We start from the raw sequence: 16,748 nt of genomic DNA, 5'->3' as shown, positions 1-16,748 counted from the left end.
CCTCCCCGCCGGCCTCCGTCGTTCCGTACCGTACGGGGCGACGGAGGAGAGGATCATCATGGCGGAACTGCGCCTTGGCCCACTGCTGAGGTACACCGACGGTTCGTGCGCGACCGTCTGGGTCGAGACGGACCGCCCCTGCACCGCCGAGGTGCGCTGCGCCGACGGCGCCCGGGGCACGGCCCACAGCTTCCGGATCGCCGACCACCACTACGCCCTGGTCCCGGTCGGCGGCCTGACCCCCGGCACGGCGACGGAGTACGAGGTGCTGCTCGACGGCACGGGCGTGTGGCCGCCGCCCGACTCCCGCTTCCCGCCCTCGGTGATCGCCACGCCCGGGGACGACGACGGCATGCGCGTCGCCTTCGGCTCCTGCCGCTGGGCGGCGCCGCCCTCGGGAGGCAAGGGCAGGGTGGGTCCCGACGCCCTGGACACCCTCTCCGCCCGCGTCGCGGCCGATCCCTCAGGCACCCGCCCGGACGTGCTGCTGCTGCTCGGCGACCAGGTGTACGCCGACGAGATCTCCGACGCCACGCGTGAGTGGATCGCCGGCCGCCGCGACGTGACGGCGGGCCCCGGCGACCAGGTCGCCGACTACGAGGAGTACACCCGCCTCTACTACGAGTCCTGGCTCGACCCCGAGGTGCGCTGGCTGCTGTCCACCGTGCCGAGCTGCATGATCTTCGACGACCACGACGTCATCGACGACTGGAACACCTCCGCCGCCTGGCTCGCCGACATGCGGGCCACCGACTGGTGGCAGGAGCGGGTGCTGAGCGGGCTGATGTCGTACTGGGTGTACCAGCAACTGGGCAACCTCTCCCCGGACGAACTGGCCGCCGACCCGCTCTACACGACCGTGCGCGAGGCGTCCGACGGCACCGACGCCGTGCGGGAGTTCGCCGCACGGGCCGACGCCGATCCGGCCTCCGTCCGCTGGAGCTACCGGCGCGACTTCGGGCGCACGAGACTGCTGATGGTCGACTCCCGCGCGGCCCGCGTCCTGGACGAGGACCGCCGCACGATGCTCGACCCGGGCGAGGCCGCCTGGCTGCGCGAGCAGGTCATGGAGGGCCGGGGCGACGGCGACAGAGACGGCGACAGAGACGGCGGCAGTGACAGCGGCAGTGACAGCGACGGCGCTTACGACCACCTGCTGATCGGCACCTCCCTGCCCTGGTTGCTGCCCCATCTGGTGCACGACGTGGAGGCGTGGAACGCCGCGATGTGCGGCGGCGAGCGGGGCGCCCGCTGGGCACGGGCCGGGGAACGGATACGGCGCGGCGCCGACCTGGAGCACTGGTCCGCGTTCCCCTCGTCCTTCGACGCCCTCGGCGACCTGATCGCCGACGCCGGTACCGGGCCCGGGGCGCCCGCGTCGGTGAGCGTGCTGTCGGGCGACGTCCACCACGCCTACGTGGCCGAGCCGTCGTGGCCGGGGCGCACGCCCGACGCGCGGGTGGCCCAGCTGACCTGCTCCCCCGTCCACAATTCGGTGCCGCTCTCGATCCGCCTCGGCTTCCGTTTCGGCTGGAGTGCTCCGGCGCGGGCCCTCGGGCGGCGCATCGCCCGGCACGGACGCTGTGCGCCGCCGTCGGTGAGCTGGCGCAGGACCGGCGGGCCCTGGTTCGGGAACCAGATCATGACGCTGACCCTGCGGGGGCGGTCGGCCCGGCTGCGCCTGGAACAGGCCCGCGCGGACCGGGACGGGACACATGTCCTGCGGACGGTCGCGGACCGGGAGTTGACGTAGCCGTATGGCGTTGTTCCGGCAGGAGTCGGTGAGGGCGGGACGGGGTATGAATCGAGTCACATCGGCGGGCCGCACCGCGGGTGTGGGAGCGCTCCCACCTGGATCTGCGGCAGCGTCGGGCAGGTGACCGCACGTCAGGTTATGGCGGAATGTTGAACTTGCAAGTACTCATTAGGCTCACCTAACGTGGGCAGCCCACTCGGTTCCGTCCCCCACCGGCCCGCCCCGGCCGGCCGACCGAAGGAGCACCCCCGCATGCCCGCACGCCTCAACAGCACCAGCGCCCAGCCGTACGTTCTCGGCCTGTTCCGCATAGTCGTCAGCCTGCTCTTCGCCTGCCACGGCGCCGCCTCCCTCTTCGGCGTCCTCGGCGGCGCCGCGATGACGGGCGGCACGATCGACGCGGGCACCTGGCCGGGCTGGTACGCGGCCGTGATCCAACTGGTCGGCGGCGGCCTCGTCCTGCTGGGCCTCGGCACCCGCCCGGCAGCGGTCATCTGCTCCGGCTCCATGGCCTACGCCTACTTCAAGGTGCACCAGCCGGACGCCCTGTGGCCTATGGAGAACGGCGGCGAGGCCCCCGCCATGTTCTGCTGGGCCTTCCTGCTGCTCGCCTTCACCGGTTCCGGCGCCTTCGGCCTGGACCGTCTCCTCGCCCGGCGCGCGTCCGAGCCGGAAGAGTCCGCCCCCGAGCGGCAGACGCCGGTCGCCGCCTGAGCGGACCGCCGCGGGCCCCCTCCCCCGTGTGAACGCCCTGCGTCGATCACACAAGCCCCCTGTGAACCCTCTGTCACACCCCGGGCGTACGCTGTATGGCTGTCATTGGCCGCTCCTGCCGTCCCCGCGTCTCGCGGCATGGCCCGGCCCACGGGGGAGTACCGGGGAGTTGTCGTGGTCGAAGGTCTGGGAAGTATCGGGTCGCTGGTCAGCAGCCCATGGATCTATGTGCTGGTGGGCGCCTCGGTGCTCCTCGACATCTTCCTGCCGGTGCTGCCGAGCGGGGTCCTGGTGATCACGGCGGCGACGGCGGCGGCCGCGGGTTCGGGAGCGGCGGCTGCCGGACGGGTCCCGGAGGACGTCCCCGACATCCTCGTCCTCACGCTCTGCGCGGCGACCGCGTCCGTCGTCGGCGACCTGGCCGTCTACCGCCTCGCCTGGCGCGGCGGGGCACGGCTGGACCGCGCGATCGCCCGTTCCCGGCGGCTGACCACCGCGCAGGAACGTCTCGGCGGTGCCCTGGCCCGCGGCGGCGGCGCCCTCGTCGTCCTGGCCCGCTTCGCCCCGGCCGGCCGCTCGGTGGTCTCACTCGTCGCCGGCTCGGCCCATCGCCGGGTCCGCGAGTTCCTCCCCTGGTCGGCCCTGGCCGGCCTGGCGTGGGCCGCGTACAGCGTCGCCCTCGGCTACTTCGGCGGCCAGTGGCTGGGCGCCACCTGGCTGGCGACGGGAGTGTCACTGGTGGCGCTGTTCGGCGCGGGCGCGGCAGCGGCATACCTGATGCGCCGCCAGCCGCGAACGACCGAGGCCTCGTAGCGCGGGCGGCACGGAGCGCGGGCGGCTCGGAGCGGCGGAGGCTCGTAGCGGCGGTGGCTCGTAACCGCGCAAACCTCGGCAGCGAGGCTTCAGGAAGCCTTTCGCGCTCCGCCGCCTCCCCGTATCTCCAGGTCGGCCAGCAGCTCGGTCGTGGCCGCGGTGACGGCCTCGACGGCGCGGTCGAAGACCTCCTGATTGTGCGCGGCGGGCGCACGGAATCCGGAGACCTTGCGTACGTACTGAAGGGCGGCGGCCCTGATCTCGTCCTCGGTGGCCTCCTCGGCCAGCACGGGCGGACGCAGGGTCTTGATGCTGCGGCACATGACGTCAGTCTCCTCCCTCGAGGTCCACCCGCCAGTCGTTCGACCTGATCCGGCGGCCCTTCGGATACTCGGCGTCGACCTGCCCGAGGAGCGTGAACCCGGCCCCTCGGCAGACCGCGTTGGAAGCGGCGTGGCCGACACCCGGGAAGGCGTGCAGATACCGGTGGGTCCCGGTGGTGCGGGCAACCTCCCGGACCGCGCGGGCCGCCCGCACGGCCAGCCCCCGCCCCTGGAACTCCGGCAGCACGCCCCACCCGGTCTCCCACACCTCGGTGTCCCGCCAGGTCCGCTGCCAGTACCCGACGGAGCCGACGGTCTCACCGCCGTCCGCCAGCGTCACCCGGTACATCTGCCCGGGTGCCGGCTCCACGTACCGCCGGTGCCGGGCCAGGAGCCGCTCCTCGCTCTCCGGGCCGCCGAGGTGCACGGTCATCTCCGGGCTGTTGGTCCTGCGCAGCAGCCACAGGTCCCCCTCCGCCCAGGGGACCAGGCACACCCGCTCCCCGCCCGGCGCGTTCCGCTCGTCCATGCCGTCCATGTCTTTCACGGTAGGGCAGGGGTCTGACAGTCGGGCCGGGCCGCGGGCCACCCGTTCGCGTGAACCACCGAAGGGAACGCGCGCCTCAAAATCGAACAGGCGTATCATTGGAACGTGGCTACGACCTATGATTTCCCCAGTGATCTCCTCGCCGGTCAGGAGGAACTGCATCAGGTCCGGGCCGAGCTGTCGGCCCTGCTCAAGAGACTTCCCTGGTCCGTCGAACCGCTCGACGGCTTCAGTGACGACAACGGCTGGCGCAAGGTCGAACGCCCGGCCTCCCCCGGCTGGTCGGCGGACGAGCAGGCCGAGGTCGAGAAGCTGCGGCAGCGCGAGCGCGAGCTGGCCGTGTTCGTCAGCACCCATCGCTACTGGTCGGAGATGACCGGTCCCGACCAGGTGAGCGCCCGGTCGGAGCTGAAGCACGCTCATGAGGGCCCGCACGCGTAAGGCCCCCGGAAGATCTCCGGGGGCCTTGGCTCCGACGACGGCGCCGGTCCTGGTGGGCGCGGACGGTTTCGAACCGCCGACATCCTGCTTGTAAGGCAGGCGCTCTACCCCTGAGCTACGCACCCAGGACGAGTCGACAGCCTACATGGCCCGGGGCGCTGCCCGGCAAACGCGTTCCCGCCGTGCTCACCCGGGGATCGGGGGTTAACCCCACCCTCGATCCGGTAGCGGCCCGGATCCCCGCGGGAGCGCCCGCTCCGTACGGTCGAAGAGCCTCACCGAGAAGGGCTCCGCCGGCGCGGATGGCCCCGGGTGCGGCGCCTCGTCGTCCGTTCCAGGGGGAGACCGCCATGCCCGCCCGTACCGTTCCCGTCCGCGCGTTCGCCGCCGTCGGCGCCGTCGCCGTCCTCGTCGCGGGCCTCAGCGCCTGCGCCTCCGCCTCGGACGACAACGCCCCCGAGCACCGGTCGTTCGCCCTCCAGGGCCGCACGCTCACCGTCGACTCCGACGACTCCGCCCTGGAGATCGTCGCCTCGGACGACCACGCCTCCGGGAAGGTCCAGGTCACGCGGTGGTTCTCCGGGTCGGTCGCCCTCGGCTCGGACCCCGAGGTGACCTGGAAGATGGACGGCGACCGGCTGGTGCTGCGGATGCACTGCTCCGGCGTGGTCGCCGACTGCGCGGCCAAGCACCGCATCGAGGTGCCGCGCGGCGTCGCCGTCAAGGTGAGGGACGGGGACGGCAGTGTGCGGGCGAGCGGGTTCGAGGACGCGCTGAACATCCGCACCGGCGACGGCTCCGTGCACGTCACCGACTCCTCCGGGCCGCTGGAACTGCGTACCGACGACGGTTCCGTACGGGCCGCGGTCTCCTCCCGCCGGGTCCGGGCGCAGACCGGCGACGGCTCGGTCCGGCTGGAGCTGGGCACCGTCCCGGACCAGGTGGAGTCCCGCACCGGCGACGGCTCCGTGACGATCTCGCTTCCCCGGGCCACGTACAAGGTGTCCACCGACACCGGTGACGGCTCGGTCGACGTGTCCGTGCCCACCGACGACACCAGCGCGCACGTCGTCGACGCCCGGTCCGGTGACGGCGGAATCACCGTGCGAACCGCGAACTGACCGGCCCGTGTGTTCGTCCCTAACGGGTGGGAGAATGAACCCGGGCAGGACGGACGACACGGGAGAGTGATGTGACGGCGACGCCATCGCAGCCGTACTCGCCGATGGTGGCGCGCGCCCAGCGCCTGCCGCACCGCTCGCGTCGGCGCCGGGCCGGCGCGGTCACCAGCACGCTCACCCTGATGGGTCTGCCCCTGCTCGCCGTGATCGCGCTCCCCGCGGCGTTCGCCGGGGGCGGTACCCGGCGCTGGTTCGGCGGGCGGGCCGAGAGCCAGCGGGCGGAGGCCCAGACCGCCAAGGACGACGCGGCCGCCGCGTTCTACGAACTGGACACCGCCCAGCGGGACCTGCGGATCTCGATAGAGACGATCGCTGCCGTCGACTCCTCCCCCGCCGCCCGGCGCGCGGTCACCGACTTCGATGCCCTGGGCCGGCGCATCGACGAGGTCAGCCACCAGTACATCAGCGCCGTCGACGCCCACGACCTGGACCGGGACGACCTGGAAGCGTCCGCCGCCGCCCACGCCCGCACGGAACTGACCGCCGCCAGGACCGAGCTGGGCCGGGTCAAGCAGGAACTCGACCACTTCGCCGAGGGCCTCGGCCCCCTGCTCGGCAAGGCGGAGACCCAGTTGGCCCGGCTGGCGCCCGCCGTCGAACGCGCCCGGCAGGCTCTGCTCGCCGCCTCCAACGCCCTGGACGCCGCACGCGGCTCCGGTCTGCGGGCGGACGACCTCGCCACCCGTCTCGCCGCCCTCGGTCCGGAGCTGACCCGGCTGAACCAGGGCGCGGGACAGCACGGCGTGCCCCAGACCCTCGAGCGGGCCGAACGGGTCACCCGTGAGGCCGAGGCGGTCCGCGCCGAGGCCGAACGACTGCCCGAGCGCGCCGCCGAGATCGGCCACCGCCTGGTCTCCCTGCGCACCCGCGCCCAGGCGCTGACCACCCGCACCGAGCAGGTCGAGCCGGTGCTGAGCGAGCTGCGGCGCCGGTTCACCGCCGCCTGCTGGCAGGACCTCCAGCACGTGCCGGACCAGGCCACCGAATCGGTCCGGCAGGCCGAGCGGAAGCTGGCCGAGGCCCAGGCCGCCCGCGACGAACAGCGCTGGCCCGACGCCACCGCCCTGCTGTCGACGGTCCGAGCGCTGCTGAACTCCACCGACGAGGCCGTATCGGCGGCCGGCGACCGGCTGCGGCAGCTCAACGCCGTGCAGAAGGACCCGCAGCAGGAGATCGAGCGCACCCGCTTCGCCATCCGCGACGCCCAGCGCCTGGCCATGGCCGGCCGCAACACCCCCGAGGCCCGTCACGCGCGTCCCCTGGACGAGGCCGTGGCCCGGCTGGAACGGGCGATCACCACGCTGGAGGGGCGGCACCCCGACTACTGGCACTTCCTCACGGAGACGGAAGCGGTCCGGCAGACGGTGGCCCATGTGGTCGCCCAGATCCGCGAGGAGCGCGGGGCCGGTCACTGATCACCGAGATCGGCCGACCGGGACCCGGGGCCGGCCCTGCCGGTTAATCTGTGCCCATGCCTCGCTACGAGTACCGCTGCCGCAGCTGCGGCGACACCTTCGAACTGAGCCGTCCCATGGCCGAGTCCTCCGCTCCCGCCGCCTGCCCGGCGGGTCACGACGACACGGTGAAGCTGCTGTCGACGGTCGCGGTCGGCGGCTCGGCCTCCGCACCGGCGCCGTCGTCGGGCGGCGGTGGCGGTGGGGGTTGCTGCGGCGGCGGCTGCTGCGGCTGAGCCCGGCGCCCTTCCGCTCCTGCCGGGTCCCCCTCGGCTCCCGTCAGCTCCCCAGGTAGCGCAGCACCGCCAGCACGCGGCGTGAATAGCCCTCCCCTCCGGTCAGCTCGAGTTTGTCGAAGATCGCGTTGGTGTGCTTCTCCACCCCGCTCTGCGAGATGTGCAGCCGACGGGCGATCGCCGCGTTGGTGTGGCCCTGCGCCATCTCGGCCAGCACGTCCCGCTCCCGCACGGTCAGCCGGGCGAGCAGGTCGGTGTGCGTCGTCCGGCCGAGCAGCTGACGGACGACCTCCGGGTCGAACGCGGCGCGTCCGGCGGCCACCCGCTCCAGCGCGTCGAGGAACTCGTCGACCTGGACCACCCGGTCCTTGAGCAGGTATCCGACTCCTTCCGTCTCCCCGGTGAGCAGCTCGGTCGCGTACCGCTTCTCGACGTACTGCGAGAGCACCAGCACTCCGACCCCTGGCCACCGCCCGCGTATCTCCAGGGCCGCGCGCAGGCCCTCGTCCGTGTGTGTGGGCGGCATCCGGACGTCGGCGACGACCACGTCCGGCGGGTCCTCGGCGACCGCCTTCAGGAGCAGCTCGGCATTGCCGACGGCCGCGAGGACCTCGTGGCCCTCCTCCGCCAGCAGCCGCACCAGCCCCTCCCTGAGCAGGGTCGAGTCCTCGGCGAGGATCACCCGCATGGCAGCTCCGCGGCCACGAGGGTCGGCCCTCCCGGGGGGCTGTCCACGCTGAGGCTGCCGTCGAGGGCGGCGACGCGCCGGGCGAGCCCGAACAGTCCGCTGCCCGCGGCGTTGGCCCCGCCGCAGCCGTCGTCCCGCACGCTCACGTACATCCGTTTCTCCTCCGCTCTGACCGCGACGCTTATACGGGTCGGCGCCGCGTGCTTGACCGCGTTGGTGACCGCCTCGCAGACGACGAAGTACGCGACGGTCGCCACGGCCTGCTCGGGCTCCTCGGCCAGCGCGTACTCCACTCCCACCGGTACCGACGCCCGCTCGGCGACCGTTTCCAGGGCCGCGCGCAGCCCCGCCTCGTCCAGCGTGGTCGGGTAGATCCGCCAGGCCACCTCGCGCAGCTCGTCCAGGGCCCGGCGGCTCTCGTCGTGGGCCTGGCCCAGCAGGCGGTCGCGGCGGTCGGCGTCCTGGCTGCGGCGGGCCCGGCCGAGCAGCATGCCGAGGGCGACGAGGCGCTGCTGCACTCCGTCGTGCAGGTCGCGCTCGATGCGGCGCCGTTCGTCGTTCACCGCGTCGACGACCGCGGCGCGGCTGGCGGACAGCTCGGCGATCCGCCGCTCCAGCTCCTCCTGGTGGCGCGGGCCGAGGAAGTGCCGGGCCAGCTGCCCCTCCAGTCCCACCACACCGAATATTCCCTGCACGGTGAGGAACACGAGGAAGAAGCCGCCCAGACTGCCCAGGACCAGCGAACCGGGGTTGCGTATGCCGTCCAGCAGGAGCCAGCCGTACACCCCGAAGGTGCCGTACGCCAGACCGATGGCGGCCGTCAGCATCACGACCCCGCCCAGGACGCCCAGGGCCCAGTGGCAGGCGACGTACCGCAGCGCCCGCACGTCCTCGTACGCGGGTGTGACGCGGAGGTCGAGCCACATCCGCAGCCGGCCCCGCTCCAGCTCCGCCAGGATCCGCGCGCCCGCGAGGACCGGGCGCAGTACGGCACGGCGCCCCTTCGGCCAGGCGGCCACCGGCAGCAGGGCCACGCCGGCCAACAGGGCGAAGAGCAGCTCGACGGCGGCCGCGGCGGTCCCCAGGATGAGGCCCGCCCCGCACCGCACTAGACGTCGCGCCATGACTCGCATGATCGTGAGGCTAGTCGGGCGCGGTGGGCGGGCACACTGCGGAAAACCGCAATTCCCGCCTGCGGTACACCGCAATCGATCATGCGGTCTTCCTCAGGGTCCCTTCAGCCGCGATTTTCTAGCGTGGTCGTCATGACAGCCATCGCAGCGCAGCCGGCCGTGGACAGCGGCGCGGCACCGCAGTGGATCAACGACCTCATGGACGCCCTCGGCGCCCCCGGCGCCGGTCTCGCCATCGCTCTGGAGAATCTCTTTCCTCCCCTGCCGAGCGAGGTGATCCTGCCGCTGGCCGGGTTCGCGGCGAGCTCCGGCCGGATGAGCCTGATCGCCGTCCTGCTGTGGACGACGGCGGGTTCGGTGATCGGCGCGCTCGCCCTGTACGGGATCGGTGCCCTGCTCGGCCGGGACCGCACGGTGGCGATAGCGGGGAAGCTGCCGCTGGTGAAGGTGTCCGACATAGAGAAGACGGAGGCGTGGTTCCTCAGGCACGGGACCAAGGCGGTGTTCTTCGGCCGGATGATCCCCATCTTCCGCAGTCTGATCTCCGTGCCGGCGGGTGTGGAGCGGATGCGGCTGCCCGTCTTCCTCGCCCTGACGACGCTGGGCAGCGCGATCTGGAACACCGTGTTCGTGCTCGCGGGCTACGCGCTGGGGGACAACTGGTCGGAGGTCTCGGGCATCGCCTCCACCTATTCGAAGGTGATCCTCGCGGCGGCCGCCCTGGCGGTGGTGGTCTTCGTCGTCATGCGGCTGCTGCGGCCGGGGGCCGGTCACCGTCGGCGGGGCCGCGGCGACGACGGGCGGCAGGACATACGGCCGCCGGCCGACGACGACGGCCACCCCGGCACCGGGGGCGGTGCCGGGGACGGGGACGGCGGGTTCAGCGAGCCGGGCGCACCGCGCGCAGGAACTCCCGGAGGATCCGCTCACCGGCCAGGACGCCGCGCTCGGGCAAGGCGCTGATCGTCGGAGCCGTCCATCCGGAGTCGGCCAGTTCGCCGTGGCCCGGGCGCCAGCCGCGGTCGGCGGCGAGGAGCAGGTCGGCGTCGAGGAGCGAGTCTCCGGCGGCGAGGGTGAGTTCGGCGCCGGTGCGGCGGGCGACCTCGTGCATGGCGGCGCTCTTGGTGAGCGGCTTGGGCACGGCGTAGATCTTGCGGCCCTGGAGGGACACGGTCCAGCCGCGGTTCTCGGCCCACACGGCGAGTTCCTTCACCCAGTCCTGGGGCAGCAGGTCGCGTTCGACGACCAGGTAGGCGAAGAGGTCCTCGGCGACCCGGTGCTTGCGCACCCACAGCGGGTCGGCGGTGTTCGTCAGGTGGTCGCGGACCTCGGCGAGCGAGGCGCATTCGTCGGCCAGCCGCGCGGTCACCCGGGCGTGCCAGCCGGGGTCGGAGACGCCGTCCACCAGCAGGTGGCCGCCGTTGGCGCAGATCGCGTACTTCGGCGCAGGGCCCGGGAGGTTGATCCGCTGGTACTGCTTGCGGGTCCGGGTGGTGGTCGGCACGAAGAGGGCCGAGTCGCCGAGGTCGGTCAGCAGTTGGGCGGCCGTCTCGGTCAGGTAGGAGAGGGGCTTGCTCTCGTAGACCTCCACGCACAGCAGGCGGGGTGCCCGCAGGTCGGGCATGGTCAGTCCGAGGGCGGCCGCGGAGTAGATGAGCGTGCGGTCGAGGTCGCTGGCGACGAGTACGGGCATCAGAGCGTCACCGCCTTGCCGTCGGCGCCGGTGGCGCCCCGCGTGTACTGGGGGTGGATCAGCCCGACACAGGTGTACGGGAGGTCGGCGACCTCCTCCACGGGCACGCCCCGCTGTTCGGCCAGCAGGCGGACGTGGTCCAGGTCGGCGCCGGCGCCGGTGCGGGCCAGCACCTTCCACGGGACGCGGCGCAGCATCACCCGCGTGGTCTCGCCGACGCCGGGCTTGACGAGGTTCACGTCGTGGATGCCGTACTCCTCGCTGATGCGCTCGACGGCGGCCCAGCCCTCCCAGGTCGGGGTGCGGTCGGCGGAGAGGAGGTCCTTCGCCTGGGCGTCGACCGTGTCCGTGACGTCGGGGAAGCGGGCGGAGACGGCGTCGAGGAAGTCCGGTGACAGGTCGACGGCGGCGAGTTCGCGGTAGAACTTCGCGCCGTGGAAGTCGTGCGGGCCGACCAGGTCGGCGCGGAGCACGGTGCGGGATATCAGGCCGGAGACGGTGGAGTTGAGGCAGGCGGAGGGGATGAGAAAGTCGTCACGGGTGCCGTAGGTGCGTACGCAGGAGCCGGGATCGGCCAGTACGGCGATCTCCGGGTCGAAGCCGGTGATGCCGTCGGTGGCCTCGAATGCGCGCAGGGCGGCGGCGAGTTCGCGGGTGATGGCGCCCTTGCCGGTCCAGCCGTCGACGAAGACGACGTCGGCGGGGTCGTGGTGGTCGGCCAGCCAGCGCAGCGCGTTGGCGTCGATGCCGCGGCCCCGGACGATCGACACGGCGTAGTGGGGGAGGTCGAGACCATGGCGGAACTGCGCCCAGCGGCGCATCAGGACGCCGACCGGGGTGCCCGCGCGGGCGAGGGAGACCAGGACGGGGCGGGGCGACCGTTCCGCGAGGACGATCTCGGTGACGGCGCCGACGGCGCGCGCCAGCCGGGCCGCGGACGTCTCGAGCGCCGCGTGGAACAGGTCCTGGTACTGCTCGCTGGGCTGGTACTCCACGGGCAGCGACTCGGCGTAGTGCGCGCCGCCGCTCTGGATGGCCTCCTCGCGTTCCTCGGTCGGTGCCTCCAGCGTCACGTCCGAGAGGTCCTGGAGCAGCCAGCCGACCTCGTCGGGCGCGTACGAGGAGAAGTCGGGGCCGCGCAGGGGCTCGGGCAGCATGGAGGGCCTTTCGGTGGCGTGCGGGGGGCGCGGGACGTACGACGGCACGACCGCGAGCAGGACGTGCGGGACGTGGGCGGCGAGCCGGGCCGGCAGTCCGTCCGGGGCGTGCAGCGCGGGGGTGTCGGCGGCCGAGTCGACGACGGCGACGACGGCGTCGAAGCCGCCGCCCGCGACGTTGTAGGCGTAGCGCTCGCCAGGGCCGTCGGCCGGGTCGTCGTGCGCGGGGAAGACCAGACGGGTGCGGATGGCGTAGCCGGGGTCGTCGACGGCGAGGACGGGAGAGCGGGTGGTGGTGGAGTAGCGCACGTCGACGTCGGCGCCGACGGTCTGCTCCAGCGCGTGGGCCAGGCGGAGGGGGGCGTACATGAGCTCCTCGAAGCCGAGGACGAGCACGCGTCGGGCGCCGGCGGGGAGCGCCTCGGCGATCCGTGCCGCCATGGCGGGCAGGGCGGCCTCCAGCCGGGCCCGGTGGGCGGCGGTGAATCCGTGCCGTCCGCCGTCGGGCACGTCGTGCGGCCAGCGCAGCCGGACGCGCTCGACGGATCCGGCCGGTGGCGCGGCCGGAGCGGGGCCGGTCGGCTCCGTGGCCGTCGCCTCGTGCCGGGCGACCAGCTCCTGCCCCTTCTCCAGTACGCCGGGCGGCAGCCGGACCGTGCCGGAGGCGGTGGTCACCAGGTCCACGCGGGCGCCGATCTCCCGGGCGAAGTCGTCCAGCCGGCCGGCGTCCGCGGGCGAGCGCATGTCGACCAGGGCGACCACGACGTATCGCTTGCGGGGGTAGCGCTCGTGCAGGGCGCGGACGGTGTTGAGCACCGTGTTGCCGGTGGAGAACTCGTCGTCGACGAGGACCAGCGGCCCGTCTCCGGCGAGCAGCGCCGGGTCCTCGGGCAGCAGGAGGTGGGAGGTCGCGTGCGAGTGGGACTCCTCGAAGCCGCCCGCCCGGGGGACGTGGGCGACCGGACGGCGGGTGGAGTGCAGATAGGGCGCGGGGCCCAGGCCGTCGGCGACGGAGTGGCCGAGTCCGGTGGCGGTCTCCGCGTAGCCGAGGACGACCGCGCGTGCGGTCTCCTCGGCGCCGAGCAGGTCGCGGACGCGTCGGCCGAGGGCGACGCCGTGGCCGTAGACGACGGCGGGCGACTGCGGGACGTGCTTGCCGAGCACGTTGGAGACGAGCAGGTGCGCCCGCTTGGGGTTGCGTCGCAGGGCGAGCCCCAGCAGGCCGGTCAGCGCCTCGTCGCCGGTGAGTCCGACGCCGAGCCGCTCGGCGACCCAGCTGCCGGACCAGACTCCGGCGTGCCCGTCGGCGTGCTCTCCGGCGTCCTTGTCGGCGTGCCCCTCGGCGTGCGCCCGCTCGGTCATCTACTCGTGCCTCCCGTTGTCCGCCGCGGCGTGGGCCCGGCGTCGGTTGTGGATCGCTTGCGTCCGGTCGCCCGGCGTTCAGTCGGAGAGTCCGGCGGCGAGCAGCTCCACGAAGCCGACGTCCTCGTTCGCCACCCCGAAGACCTCGCCGCGCAGCAGGGTCCGCTCGGCCCAGGCGCGGTGCGGCTTCACCTCGTTCATCTTGTTCGTGTAGGCCGACCTCATCACGCCTCCGCCGCAGCGTTCGGGCCGCAGGATGTCCTGGGCGTCGCTGAACTCCTCGTGGCTGACCACGGACAGTGCGTGCACGGGGAGCACGTGCGAGGGGTGGATGCAGGTCTTGCCCAGCAGGCCGTTGGCCCGGTCCAGGGAGATCTCGCGCAGCAGGCCGTCCATGGAGTGCTCGATGAGCTTCTGGCGCAGTTCGACGGCCTGCCCCTCCAGGAAGGGGCTCTGCCGCAGTTGCGGTTTGAACATCCTCTCCTGGACGCGGAAGTACTCCCACACCGGTCCGGTCACCGTGAATCCGGTGCCGTCGGCGCGGGCGAGCATGTTGACCACGTCGGCGATCACGGAGGCGACGATCTGGACGTCGTAGGCCGTCATGTCGGGGCCTCGGCGCAGCCCGTAGGAGGAGCAGAAGTCGGTCACGCCGAGCCGCAGGGCCAGCACGCGGTCGCGGTACTTGTCGACCGCCCGGGAGATGCCCTCCAGCGTCTGGACCCGGGACTCCCGGTACAGCAGGTCCGGGGACTCGAGCACGGGCATGGCGAAGAGCCTGCGGCCGCTGGTGGCCTCGGCGGCGGCGAGCGCCTCCAGGAAGGGCATGCCGCGTTCCTCGGTGAACTTCGGCAGTACGAACCCGGACAGCAGCCGCACGGCGGGGCCGAGGCGCCGTACGAGGTCGGGTATCTGCTCGGGGGTACGGACCCGGACGAACAGCAGGGGGACATCGTCGCCGGAACGTTCCGCCAGGTCCGTGAGCTGCCGTACGAGGTTCTCCTCGCCGACGGGGACGTCGGCGTCGTCGATCGAGTCCTCCAGGCACAGCACCATCGACACCAGTCCGCGCGCGCTCTGTTTCAGGATGTCGTCGGCGAGGCTGGGGCGGGTGGCCGGACTGTAGAGCGTGGCACCCAGGGCCGCGGACAGCAGCCTGGCCGGGGACTCCGCCGTGAAGGAGCAGGGCTCCTGATGAAAGAGACGCTTCCGCACATCAGGGGCTATCTGTCCGAAATGACGCATTTAAACTCCCCCGTGGTGTCTGGGCGACCTGGAATCGTCGAAAGGTGGCCGGTAATAGTACGTAGGTAGTGATGTCGGAGGTTCCCACCGGGCATGAATTCCAGGTAACCCGGCCGTGTCGGCGACGGCGACCCGGGGCGGGCGGGCACAAGCCGAGTACCCGCCCCCGCGTTGTCGTGACCAGGACCGAGAGGGCAGGATGACGACATGACGCACGCGATGCTGAAGGGGTCGAACGTCCCGCTGCAAGCCACCACGGTACGCGCCGTGCTGCGCTGGACCCCCGGGCAGGGGGTTCCCGACGTCGACGCCTCCGCGCTGCTGCTGGGGCCGGACGACCGCGTGCGTTCCGACGAGGACTTCGTCTTCTACAACCAGCCACGGCATCCCTCCGGCCAGGTCTGGCGGCTCGGCAAGAAGCGGGTCGCCGAGGGCCTGACCGACACGATCCAGACGGATCTCTCCGGCGTCGAGCCCTCGGTGGGCCGGATCCTGCTGGTCGCGTCGGCGGACGGCGTGACCTTCGACCGCGTCCGGTCGCTGCGCATCCTGCTGCACGACGCGGCGGCCGACGCGGAACCGCTGGCGTACTTCGACGTCACACCGGAGACCGGCCAGGAGACGGCGCTGATCTGCGGCGAGCTGTACCGGCGCGGGGAGGGCTGGAAGTTCCGGGCGCTGGGCGAGGGCTACTCCAACGGGCTCAGGGGCCTGGCGACCGACTTCGGCATCTCGGTGGACGAGTCGGAGGGCGCGAACGACCCCATGTCGGCCCCCCGGCCCGACGCCGCGTCGACGTCCCCCGCAGCCGCTTCCGCCGCCTCCTCGTCCGCCCCCTCGCAGGCCACGCCCGACCAGCCGACGCCTGCCCGGTCCATCCCCGCCCCGCCGGTGGTCGGCCCCGACCACCCGACGGCCGTGCAGCCGCTTCCGGGGCCCTCGCGCCCCCTGCCGCCCGAGCAGCCCACCGGCGTACCGGCGCAGCCCGCGTACGGCTATCCGCAGCAGCCGGCGACGGCCCAGCCCGCCTACGGCTACCCCCAGCCGGACGCCGGCCGGCCCGGGTACGGGTATCCGCAGGCGCCTGCGGCGGCCGGGGCCACGGGAGCGCAGTCCGGCTACGGCTATCCGCAGCCGGTCACCGGGGCGCCCGATCCGGATTTCCGGCTGCCCCCGCAGGGCCCGCAGTTCGTCGGCCGGTAGCCCCCGCGGACGGCGGCCGGTGGCGGGGGCTCAGCGCTCCGCCTTGCTCTTGTGCCCCCGGCCCCATTGCAGGCCCCAGCCGTACAGCCGGTCCAGCTCGCCCTGGAAGCCGTAGACGAACTTCACCTCGCGGCGGACGAGGATCTCGTCCTTGACGTTCTCGATCATCACCACGGCACAGGACCGGGCCTGCGGATGCCGCTCGTCGAGGCCGATCTCGATGCGGGGCCCGTTGCTCGGGTAGAGCGTGACGACGGCGTGCGTCCGGTCGAAGGCCGGGGTCTGGTCGTAGATGTAGGCGAAGAGCAGCAGGCGCTTGATCTCGTCCTTGTGGTCGAGGTTGACGTAGAGCGTCTCGCCGGAGGCCGAGCCGAAGCGGTCGTCGCCGCTGAGCTTGACGTACGGCGGGGCGTTGACGTCGCCCAGGAAGCCGCCGAGCGGCTGGACCACCCCGCGGGTGCCGTCCTTGAGTTCGTAGAGGCAGCCGAGGTCGAGGTCGACGTTGACCATGCTCTGGCTGTGGCCGACGACCTCGGGGGGCTTGAGCGCCTTGAAGGGGTGCCGCAGCAGGCTCTCCCGCTGGACGCCCGAGATGTCGGAGGTCCGCATCCGCCAGGAGAGGTTGACACGGAGATTGCCGGTCGCCGCGCCCTGCTTGGTCAGGGATACCTGACTGTGCCGTTTGGTCAGCTGTATGGAGTTGGTCGCCGCACTGCCCGAGTCGAACTCGGACTCGCGGCCGCGCCACAGCCCGTCCAAGAAGCCCATTCCCGCCCCACCTTCGCGTCACCGCCGACGGGGC

The 16,748-nt window shown here is 72.8% G+C and carries 17 protein-coding genes and 1 tRNA gene; 9 read left to right on the top strand and 9 right to left on the bottom strand.

Going from position 1 to position 16,748, the window contains the following annotated elements; translation table 11 throughout:
* Window positions 1-58: 58 nt before the first annotated feature.
* The 3 genes from R2E43_RS26515 (at window position 59) to R2E43_RS26505 (ending at window position 3,283) form a co-directional block, all read left to right on the top strand.
* A complete protein-coding gene (locus R2E43_RS26515; protein ID WP_030871388.1) occupies window positions 59-1,753 on the top strand; it encodes an alkaline phosphatase D family protein in 1,695 nt (564 codons plus the stop codon).
* Between the two features lie 255 nt (window positions 1,754-2,008).
* Window positions 2,009-2,470, top strand: a complete 462-nt coding sequence (locus R2E43_RS26510; protein WP_003976454.1) for a DoxX family protein — start codon at window positions 2,009-2,011, stop codon at window positions 2,468-2,470.
* Window positions 2,471-2,608: 138 nt separating this feature from the next.
* A complete protein-coding gene (locus R2E43_RS26505) occupies window positions 2,609-3,283 on the top strand; it encodes a DedA family protein (protein WP_051815150.1) in 675 nt (224 codons plus the stop codon).
* 89 nt (window positions 3,284-3,372) lie between these two features.
* Here R2E43_RS26505 and R2E43_RS26500 read toward each other — a convergent pair whose 3' ends face one another.
* Together R2E43_RS26500 and R2E43_RS26495 are read right to left on the bottom strand one after the other, a co-directional pair.
* On the bottom strand, window positions 3,373-3,606 hold the full coding sequence (locus R2E43_RS26500; RefSeq protein WP_011028299.1) for a DUF2277 domain-containing protein: 234 nt from the start codon (window positions 3,604-3,606) through the stop codon (window positions 3,373-3,375).
* 4 nt (window positions 3,607-3,610) lie between these two features.
* A complete protein-coding gene (locus R2E43_RS26495) occupies window positions 3,611-4,144 on the bottom strand; it encodes a GNAT family N-acetyltransferase (protein ID WP_030871381.1) in 534 nt (177 codons plus the stop codon).
* A gap of 114 nt (window positions 4,145-4,258) precedes the next feature.
* Here R2E43_RS26495 and R2E43_RS26490 point away from each other — a divergent pair, with 114 nt between their 5' ends.
* Complete coding sequence (locus tag R2E43_RS26490) at window positions 4,259-4,594, top strand: hypothetical protein (RefSeq protein WP_011028301.1); 336 nt, start codon at window positions 4,259-4,261, stop codon at window positions 4,592-4,594.
* Between the two features lie 50 nt (window positions 4,595-4,644).
* On the opposite strand, the gene R2E43_RS26485 is transcribed toward R2E43_RS26490, so the two are convergent.
* A tRNA-Val gene (locus R2E43_RS26485) sits at window positions 4,645-4,719 on the bottom strand.
* Between the two features lie 225 nt (window positions 4,720-4,944).
* Between R2E43_RS26485 and R2E43_RS26480 the strand changes: the two genes are divergently transcribed.
* The 3 genes from R2E43_RS26480 to R2E43_RS26470 all read left to right on the top strand — a co-directional run bounded on the left by R2E43_RS26480 (window position 4,945) and on the right by R2E43_RS26470 (window position 7,465).
* The gene (locus tag R2E43_RS26480) at window positions 4,945-5,715 is read left to right on the top strand and encodes a DUF4097 family beta strand repeat-containing protein (protein ID WP_319130483.1); all 771 of its coding nucleotides are present in this window, start codon (window positions 4,945-4,947) and stop codon (window positions 5,713-5,715) included.
* Between the two features lie 71 nt (window positions 5,716-5,786).
* Window positions 5,787-7,190 (top strand): hypothetical protein, encoded by a 1,404-nt coding sequence (locus R2E43_RS26475; RefSeq protein ID WP_011028302.1) that lies wholly within the window; start codon window positions 5,787-5,789, stop codon window positions 7,188-7,190.
* 56 nt (window positions 7,191-7,246) lie between these two features.
* Window positions 7,247-7,465, top strand: a complete 219-nt coding sequence (locus R2E43_RS26470) for an FmdB family zinc ribbon protein (RefSeq protein ID WP_011028303.1) — start codon at window positions 7,247-7,249, stop codon at window positions 7,463-7,465.
* 43 nt (window positions 7,466-7,508) lie between these two features.
* Here the strand turns inward: R2E43_RS26470 and R2E43_RS26465 are convergent, their stop codons facing one another.
* Window positions 7,509-8,153, bottom strand: a complete 645-nt coding sequence (locus R2E43_RS26465; protein ID WP_016326115.1) for a response regulator transcription factor — start codon at window positions 8,151-8,153, stop codon at window positions 7,509-7,511.
* Window positions 8,144-9,286 (bottom strand): sensor histidine kinase, encoded by a 1,143-nt coding sequence (locus R2E43_RS26460; protein WP_332056627.1) that lies wholly within the window; start codon window positions 9,284-9,286, stop codon window positions 8,144-8,146. The genes R2E43_RS26465 and R2E43_RS26460 overlap by 10 nt, the downstream gene beginning before the upstream one ends.
* A gap of 132 nt (window positions 9,287-9,418) precedes the next feature.
* On the opposite strand from R2E43_RS26460, the gene R2E43_RS26455 reads away from it, so the two are divergent.
* A complete protein-coding gene (locus R2E43_RS26455) occupies window positions 9,419-10,249 on the top strand; it encodes a DedA family protein (RefSeq protein WP_037897986.1) in 831 nt (276 codons plus the stop codon).
* Here the strand turns inward: R2E43_RS26455 and R2E43_RS26450 are convergent.
* From R2E43_RS26450 to R2E43_RS26440, 3 genes are all read right to left on the bottom strand, one after another.
* Window positions 10,167-10,979 (bottom strand): HAD family hydrolase, encoded by an 813-nt coding sequence (locus R2E43_RS26450; protein WP_011028306.1) that lies wholly within the window; start codon window positions 10,977-10,979, stop codon window positions 10,167-10,169. The genes R2E43_RS26455 and R2E43_RS26450 overlap by 83 nt on opposite strands.
* On the bottom strand, window positions 10,979-13,498 hold the full coding sequence (locus R2E43_RS26445) for a phosphoribosyltransferase (protein WP_319216080.1): 2,520 nt from the start codon (window positions 13,496-13,498) through the stop codon (window positions 10,979-10,981). The genes R2E43_RS26450 and R2E43_RS26445 overlap by 1 nt, the downstream gene beginning before the upstream one ends.
* 78 nt (window positions 13,499-13,576) lie before the next feature.
* Window positions 13,577-14,743 carry an HpcH/HpaI aldolase/citrate lyase family protein gene (locus tag R2E43_RS26440; protein WP_011028308.1) on the bottom strand — a complete coding sequence of 389 codons (1,167 nt, stop codon included), beginning with the start codon at window positions 14,741-14,743 and terminating at the stop codon, window positions 13,577-13,579.
* Window positions 14,744-14,950: 207 nt separating this feature from the next.
* On the opposite strand from R2E43_RS26440, the gene R2E43_RS26435 reads away from it, so the two are divergent.
* On the top strand, window positions 14,951-15,946 hold the full coding sequence (locus R2E43_RS26435) for a TerD family protein (RefSeq protein ID WP_003976440.1): 996 nt from the start codon (window positions 14,951-14,953) through the stop codon (window positions 15,944-15,946).
* 30 nt (window positions 15,947-15,976) lie between these two features.
* On the opposite strand, the gene R2E43_RS26430 is transcribed toward R2E43_RS26435, so the two are convergent.
* Window positions 15,977-16,714 (bottom strand): TerD family protein, encoded by a 738-nt coding sequence (locus R2E43_RS26430; RefSeq protein WP_003976439.1) that lies wholly within the window; start codon window positions 16,712-16,714, stop codon window positions 15,977-15,979.
* Window positions 16,715-16,748: the final 34 nt, after the last annotated feature.

It is taken from the genome of Streptomyces violaceoruber, assembly GCF_033406955.1.
Lineage (GTDB): Bacteria > Actinomycetota > Actinomycetes > Streptomycetales > Streptomycetaceae > Streptomyces > Streptomyces violaceoruber.
This window is presented reverse-complemented; position numbering and strand designations above follow the sequence as displayed.